The 7,037-nt window shown below is 39.3% G+C and carries 5 protein-coding genes and 1 pseudogene; 2 read left to right on the plus strand and 4 right to left on the minus strand.

Features of this window, described 5'->3' with window-relative positions; genetic code table 11:
- Both SST62_RS01000000111495 and SST62_RS0104875 read left to right on the plus strand, forming a co-directional pair.
- Positions 1–757: pseudogene (locus SST62_RS01000000111495) on the plus strand (glutathione S-transferase family protein); the annotation flags it as partial.
- Between the two features lie 678 nt (positions 758–1,435).
- Positions 1,436–2,551 (plus strand): low temperature requirement protein A, encoded by a 1,116-nt coding sequence (locus tag SST62_RS0104875; RefSeq protein ID WP_029186510.1) that lies wholly within the window; start codon positions 1,436–1,438, stop codon positions 2,549–2,551.
- Positions 2,552–2,639: 88 nt separating this feature from the next.
- Here SST62_RS0104875 and dltD read toward each other — a convergent pair whose 3' ends face one another.
- Genes dltD through dltA form a run of 4 tightly spaced genes read right to left on the minus strand, consistent with a single transcriptional unit; the run spans position 2,640 to position 6,953 of the window.
- Positions 2,640–3,905 carry a D-alanyl-lipoteichoic acid biosynthesis protein DltD gene (dltD, locus tag SST62_RS0104880; protein WP_029186511.1) on the minus strand — a complete coding sequence of 422 codons (1,266 nt, stop codon included), beginning with the start codon at positions 3,903–3,905 and terminating at the stop codon, positions 2,640–2,642.
- Positions 3,898–4,137: a D-alanine--poly(phosphoribitol) ligase subunit DltC gene (gene dltC / locus SST62_RS0104885; protein ID WP_024386625.1), complete on the minus strand. Its 240-nt coding sequence runs from the start codon at positions 4,135–4,137 to the stop codon at positions 3,898–3,900. Before dltC ends, dltD begins: the two co-directional genes overlap by 8 nt.
- 42 nt (positions 4,138–4,179) lie before the next feature.
- On the minus strand, positions 4,180–5,421 hold the full coding sequence (gene dltB, locus SST62_RS0104890; protein ID WP_029186512.1) for a D-alanyl-lipoteichoic acid biosynthesis protein DltB: 1,242 nt from the start codon (positions 5,419–5,421) through the stop codon (positions 4,180–4,182).
- Positions 5,418–6,953, minus strand: a complete 1,536-nt coding sequence (gene dltA / locus SST62_RS0104895; protein ID WP_029186513.1) for a D-alanine--poly(phosphoribitol) ligase subunit DltA — start codon at positions 6,951–6,953, stop codon at positions 5,418–5,420. Before dltA ends, dltB begins: the two co-directional genes overlap by 4 nt.
- Positions 6,954–7,037: the final 84 nt, after the last annotated feature.

Here is a 7,037-nt window from a genome sequence, read left to right on the forward strand (position 1 = left end):
CTTAATCATGCGAAAATTGAAGGGTCTAGAAGACCACATTTCCCTGTCAATCGTCCATCCGCTCATGTTGGAAAATGGTTGGACCTTCGCAGACGGTCCTGGTGTGATCAAGGATCCGCTCTTTAACAGCGACTATCTCTATTAGGTATACTTGAAAGCAGACCCAAATTACACTGGCCGTGTGACCGTTCCTGTCCTTTGGGATAAGGAAACAAATACCATCGTCAGCAATGAATCTGCTGAAATCATGCGCATGTTTAATAGTGCCTTCAATGACATTACAGGCAACTACGATGACTACTATCCAGAACACCTACAAGCTGAGATTGATGCTATGAATGACTTTGTTTATCCAAACATCAACAACGGTGTCTATAAGGCAGGTTTTTCAACCAATCAGGAAGTCTATGAAAAAGAAGTCAAGAACCTTTTTGCTGCCTTAGATAAATTAGAAGAGCATTTGACAGATAAGGACTATCTAGTAGGCAACCAATTGACAGAAGCAGATATCCGTCTCTTTACTACCTTGGTACGATTTGATCCAGTTTACTTTGGACATTTCAAGTGCAATATCAAGGCCTTGGTTGACTACCCAAATCTGTGGCATTACACCAAGCGACTATACAACCATGATGGTATTGCAGAAACAGTTGACTTTGACCATATCAAGCAGCATTACTATGGTAGTCACAAAACTATTAACCCAACAGGTATTGTCCCAGTCGGCCCTGACTTAGACTGGACACTTGAAAACTAGAGACACGTATGTTATAATCATTGTGCTTAAAAGTTCAGGAAACTAAGTATAAGGAAAACACCCATGGTGGCAGCCATGGGTGTTTTTTTGTGCTTGCTCAAGGCACGCAGGCTAAGTGACAGTCATTTAGTTTACTTTTAGTACGAGGCAACGAGCTGAAGGTTGCTTGTACTGTCGATTGATAGTACAAGGTTGGAGATATTACTTGCGAAGCAAGTTACTTATGCAAGGTACAGCAAAGCGAGTTCAAACAATCCAGTGGAGTGTTTGAAGTTGGAAATACGGGAACGAAGTTTCCTCTTTCGTCGAAGTAATAAAAGGAAAAATAAATGATTGATTGTCGCTGTTGTTTTGCCACTTACAAATTAGCCACTCCGCAATAAGCTCTGCAACTACGCTGACTAACAACGGTAGCAAAACAAGTTTCAGGAAACTATTTAGCATAAGTTCTCACCTCCCAACCTGCGCTGTTTAGTGATTGCGACTTAGATAGTATACCATAAAACGATAATCTTTACCATTATAAAAAAGTTGTTATCCACTAAAGAATGAAGAATTGAAAAATGAACACAGACATTTTCCACGATTTTTAGAAAACTTTACTCCCAAAATGACTGGTTTGCCCTCTCGCCTTTTCGTATGATATAATGGTTCAGATTTTTAGAAAAGGAGAATTTTATGTCTGAAATAAAGGCAAAACGTGTATCCAACTATGAATTGTTTTATGACCTAGTCTTTGTGCTAGCGACGTCTTCGTTGACGGGCTTGCTGCATGGGGACCACATCGGTTTTAAGGAGATTGTCACCTTTATCATCGCCAATTTGATTATTATGACCTTGTGGATGAATGAGACCATTTATCTGAATAAGTATGGCGAACGAGACTTTCTAGATATTTTTACGATTATTCCATCCATGTATCTGATTGGTAACATGTCCCTCAACTTCAGCAATGATTTTGAAAAAACAGCTCTTCCCTTCAATGCCTTTCTGACCATGTCATACGTTTTGATTTTCGTGCAAAATTACCTAAGAGGTAGACGGATTGGCTTTAATGAGGACATCAAGGCAACCTTGCAGATGTTGACCACTTATATTGCTATCTTTGCTGGTGCAACCTTGTTGGTCGTTTTCAAACTCTGGACCAATGATGAGAGAATGCTGATTGTCTATATCATTCCCTTCTTGATTTCCTTTTTCTTCCAAAAGAAAATAAGCCATGACCCCATTAACTTTCCGCACATGGTGGAACGTTGCCAGCTGATTACCATTATCACCTTCGGTGAGACCGTCATCGCCATCATCAAAAATTATCCACTTTTAGAACTTCCCTTGGAAGGAATCCTTCTCTTCATTGCGATGGCGACCCTTTTCATCTTTTACATCTCCCAGACCTACCTATCCATTGATCATCACCGTAAGGCAGATGTGACCGTTTTGCTCTATGCCCACTTGGTGATTGTCCTTGGTTTAAATTTCTTCACAGTGGCAATGGAGCTGTTCCCTAGCCACCACAATGAACTGGCCTTGCCAATGCTGGTTGTAGGAAACTTACTTTTCTACGGAGGCATCCTTTCGACTTCCTTCTATAATCAACAAATTCACCAAGTTGGTAGAAAAGGACTGTTCATCTACGGTCTGATTTTAGTGATTGGAAATGTTGCCTTACTGCTAGCTGGACATGCAAACCTACTCATCTTTAGCATTCTCAATCTACTCTCACATGGTATGGTAGCCTACCATGTCATTCGTTTCCGCAAAGCCAACCACAGTTTGTTGGGAGAAGATATATAATCATTCAATTTACTACAGTAAAAGAACAAAAAAGCAAGGAGACTTCCTAATTCAAAGCCTTCTTGCTTTTTATTATAACTGTATCTAACTATTTCAAAAATAGGTTAAAATCTCCCTTGTACGTAGCCCATTCGGAAGTTAAAAATTCTTTTTTTAGCTGATAATGAACAGGTGCCTGTTGTTCTGTCAAGAATGGTTGGATGTACTTATCAAGCTCCAGCCAGCCTTGCCAACCGATGTGGATCGTATCTTGCATAAAATAATCTATCCCCCCCTGCTCCGACAAATCAGCAATATGATTGAAACCTTGACTGGTCAACTGGTACTTAATCTTTGCTACTGTTGCCCGATACATATCTTTATTGAGACCAGTGTAGTTCATCCAACGTTCATTAACCGGGGGAATTACGAATAGCACATCAGTCTGATGTTTAGCAAATTCATTCAAAACCAGCTGAAAATCATTGTACTCCGGTGATTGCAGATAAGATATTTTTGTCTGGGATTGTTTGAGTTTTTTGATTTTTGACTGAAGGCGATTTCTATAAAACCTATCATCAATTTGGAAATCATTTGATTGAGTAGAACGACTCCCATCCTCATTAGCTACTTTACTCAAGTGGTCATAGGAAAAAGTCTCTGGAAGTTTCATCGCTTCCGTTTCTACCAATCCTAAATTACTACCAGAATCAGCAAAGCGACTAAATAAGGCATCTTGCTTTTCTAATAAATAGGCTTGCCAGGTCAACTGCTCTCGATCCCATTTCGACAATTCCTTACCACTAGCTACTTTTTGAAACATTCCTGTCAAACTATAGTCTGATTTAAGCTCTAAGAAACGCTTTGCTGCATATCTATCATAGTCATCCTCAGCACTTGTTTGCAGAAAATGAGTGGCTTGATCACTACTAAAATATTGTTCAAATGCCTTGGATGATGCCCCTTTGGGTGAAAACCATTGAGGAGAAACAACATAGATAGCCTGACTATTTTTTAAATGTGCCCCAATCTGTTGCATGCCAAAATATTGTGTCAGCGAAGCTGCACCACGTTGTCCTAACAAATAGGGAGTATACTCTCTCTGATAGGCATCTGCCAACACTGACGGATGCATACTATCAAAACGTGACCATTCACTTGACCCAAAGAAAGGAACAAAATGATGATTTTTGTCTCCCAGAGCCCTATTTTTCTTATATTTGCTCTTAAAACTAATATAAGACAATGCTACTGCATCTTGTTTTTCTTCTTTGAAATTTGGCCGAGAAGAACTCGGGAAAAACAACAACGTGAGAATAACTAAAAACGTTGCACAAATCACAGGCCCAAAAATCTGCCACAATTGCTTACGCATGTATCAACTCCACAACACCAGAAATGATTTTGTTAGCTGTATTCCAATCTTCACGACCAAACTCTGAAACTGGAACTGTAATATTAAAACGACTTTCTAACTCCACAATAAGTTCTACGGTACCCATACTATCCAAAACACCCGCATCAAATAGGTCTTCATCCATCATTTCAGATACATCTTCCATAAATAATTCTTCGATAATATTCAATATTGTTTCTTTTACATCCATTTTATATTCCTTTCTACGATTCATACAATCGTTATCTATTGTCTACTTGAACCACAATTTATCTAAAAATCCTGAAAATATCAAGAAAGAGAACATGACCGTATGGAAGGTCACAAACATACCAGCGAAACTCGTCCAACGATTATCTGGCAGTGGTTCTTGCCCAGCTTTTTTTCGAGCTAAATTAATTGATTTCTTCTTACGAATCCAAGCATCATTGATGATCAACCCCAAAGCATGAAAGAGACCATATGCAATATAATACCATGTTACACCATGCCACAAGCCCATCAAGAGCATATTAAACAGATAGGCAACATTAGATACCGTATTTCGATTTTTGAAAACCTTATGTTTCAACAAAGCCTTAACCAGACGCATGTAAACGAAATCACGGAACCAAAAAGATAAGCTGATATGCCATCGATTCCAAAATTCCTTAAGATCACGCGATTTGAACGGTTGATCAAAGTTAATTGGGCAACGAATACCCATAAGATTGGAAATACCTATGGCAAACATGGAATAGCCTGCAAAGTCAAAGAATAATTCAAAACCATAGAGATACATAACTCCAATAGTAGGTACGTTAAACCATCCACCTTGATCCAAGGCTACTGCCTTTAAAGGCTCCAGTAAAGTATGCCCAATAAAATAGGCTAGAATAAACTTATATAAGAAGCCCATCATAATATAATGCACAGTCTGATCGAGCATATTTAATAACTCAGTTCGCTCAGGAATTTGTTTGTAATCTTCCGTAAACCGTCTATAACGATCAATAGGACCACTCGAAATAGTTGGCATAAATAGCAAAAATCGCAGAAAACTCCCTAAACTAAATTCCGTTAGTAAACCGTCCCGCATTTCAATCACCATTCCGACCGACCGAAACGTTAAATAAGAAATACCTAAAAAACCGAAAATTGCCCCATGCTGACTAAAAGTCGGGGCCAACTTTACCCAAGTCAACGGAAAAACAGCTAAACACACGATTAAATAGAAGACCCAGCTTTGATTTGCCCGTTGACGATAATACTTGTAGAAAAAAATCAACATTGTCTGCCAAATAATATAGGCCAATAAAGACAGCAATTGCATTGTCTTTGTACCTGTAAACATCAAGACAATGAAGGCTAAACTAACACCTGTTTCATACAAGGGGAAACGTTTTTTAAAAAAGAGTCCTATAAAAATTGGTACTAGCGCCAAGACTAGATAGAAAAAGTACAATGGATTTCCATAAGGCTCTAACTGAGGTAGCTGTTTGAAAAACTCCATCATTGAGCATTCACCTCAGCGATCAACCCCTTAATATCAATCTTCCCATTTGCAGTCAAAGGAAGACTGTCTCGATAAATAAACTTCGAAGGCATCATATAATCCATCATCCGTTCTTTTAACTCCTGTTTGATGACCTTGGTTAACTCCAACTCTCGATCAAACTGCTCCATAATCCCTGCTTTAGGGACAACATAAGCTAACAGATTTTGCACTTTATGGTCAGCATTATAACGTGGAACAGCCACCGCAGCCTCAATATAGACTGATTTATTTAAGTGTTGGGCAACTTCTTCCAACTCGATACGATAACCATTATATTTAATTTGGAAATCCATACGTCCGCCATAGAGTAACAGACCTTCATCTGTCATTACACCCAAATCCCCAGTATGATAGGCCTGTAAGCCGTTAAACTGGAAAAATGCAGCCTCGGTTCTCTCAGGATTATTCAAATATCCTTTAGAGACAGCAGGACCTGATACAACAATTTCTCCCTGTTGACCATTCGGTACTACTTGACCATCCTCATCCAAAATAAAAGTTGGCGAGTCTGGTTTGGTATAACCAATCGGCAAACGTTTATAATTCACCAGCATCTCATCAGTGATGGCAACTGCTGATAAGGCGACTGTAGCTTCGGTCGGTCCATAAGCGTTAACAATCACAGCTTTTGGAAAACGTTCGCGGAGCTTCTGAGCTGTTTTTACAGTTAACTCCTCTCCGTCAAAATAGAAATGCGTCAAATCTGGTAAATGTTCCCCATCGAACTCACGAGATAGCAAAGCCATATCTACAAATGATGGTGTCGAAGTCCAAATTTTAAATGGCAAAGTTTGAATAGCTGCAAATAAAGTCTTAAAATCCAAAGTCAACTCTTTCGGTAGAGCAAATAAGGTCCCACCAAGGGCAAGCGTCGGAGCCCAATACATAACCGATAAGTCAAACGAATAGGAAGGTTGAGCCAACATTTGTGGTCGCTCTGGTAGCGCAAACTCCTTATCCCTTATCATCCAGTTAGTAAAGCTGAGCAAATTGTCATGCGAAATTTGCACCCCTTTTGGTTTACCCGTCGTCCCAGAAGTGAAGATAATATAGTAGGTATCATCTCCGCTTACAGGATGCATCAACTGATAAGTCGATTTCTTCTCAAAAATGGCTTCAACTTCAGACAAACCAAGCACTGGCAAACTTGTCTCTAGCGGAAAGTCTACTACCGCAAACACCAAACTCGGCTCTGCTATTTCCAGAATGGCTTCAATCCGATCCAAAGCAGAATGACTATCTACAGGGATATACGGATGACCAGCCTTGGTTAAGGCAACAAAGATTGCCAACATCTGGTACTCCTGTCCACCAAAAACAAGGACAGGAGAGTTTGCTGGTAAATCCAAACTATCAATATGGGCTGCTAAAGAATCTGAATCTGCTTTTAAATCCCCATAACTATACAACTGTCCTAGATAATGGTAAACAGGGTAGTCAGGATTTTCTGTTGCAAAATGCTCTACCCGCTCTAACATGCTGCTAATCATTTTTTTACTCTCCTCCTCGTAAAATAAGTTTATGGGGATTTTTCAATCCCAAATTTTTAATGAGTGTAATAATGTTAACTTGAC

This window comes from Streptococcus suis YS56 (assembly GCF_000440115.1).
Lineage (GTDB): Bacteria > Bacillota > Bacilli > Lactobacillales > Streptococcaceae > Streptococcus > Streptococcus suis_L.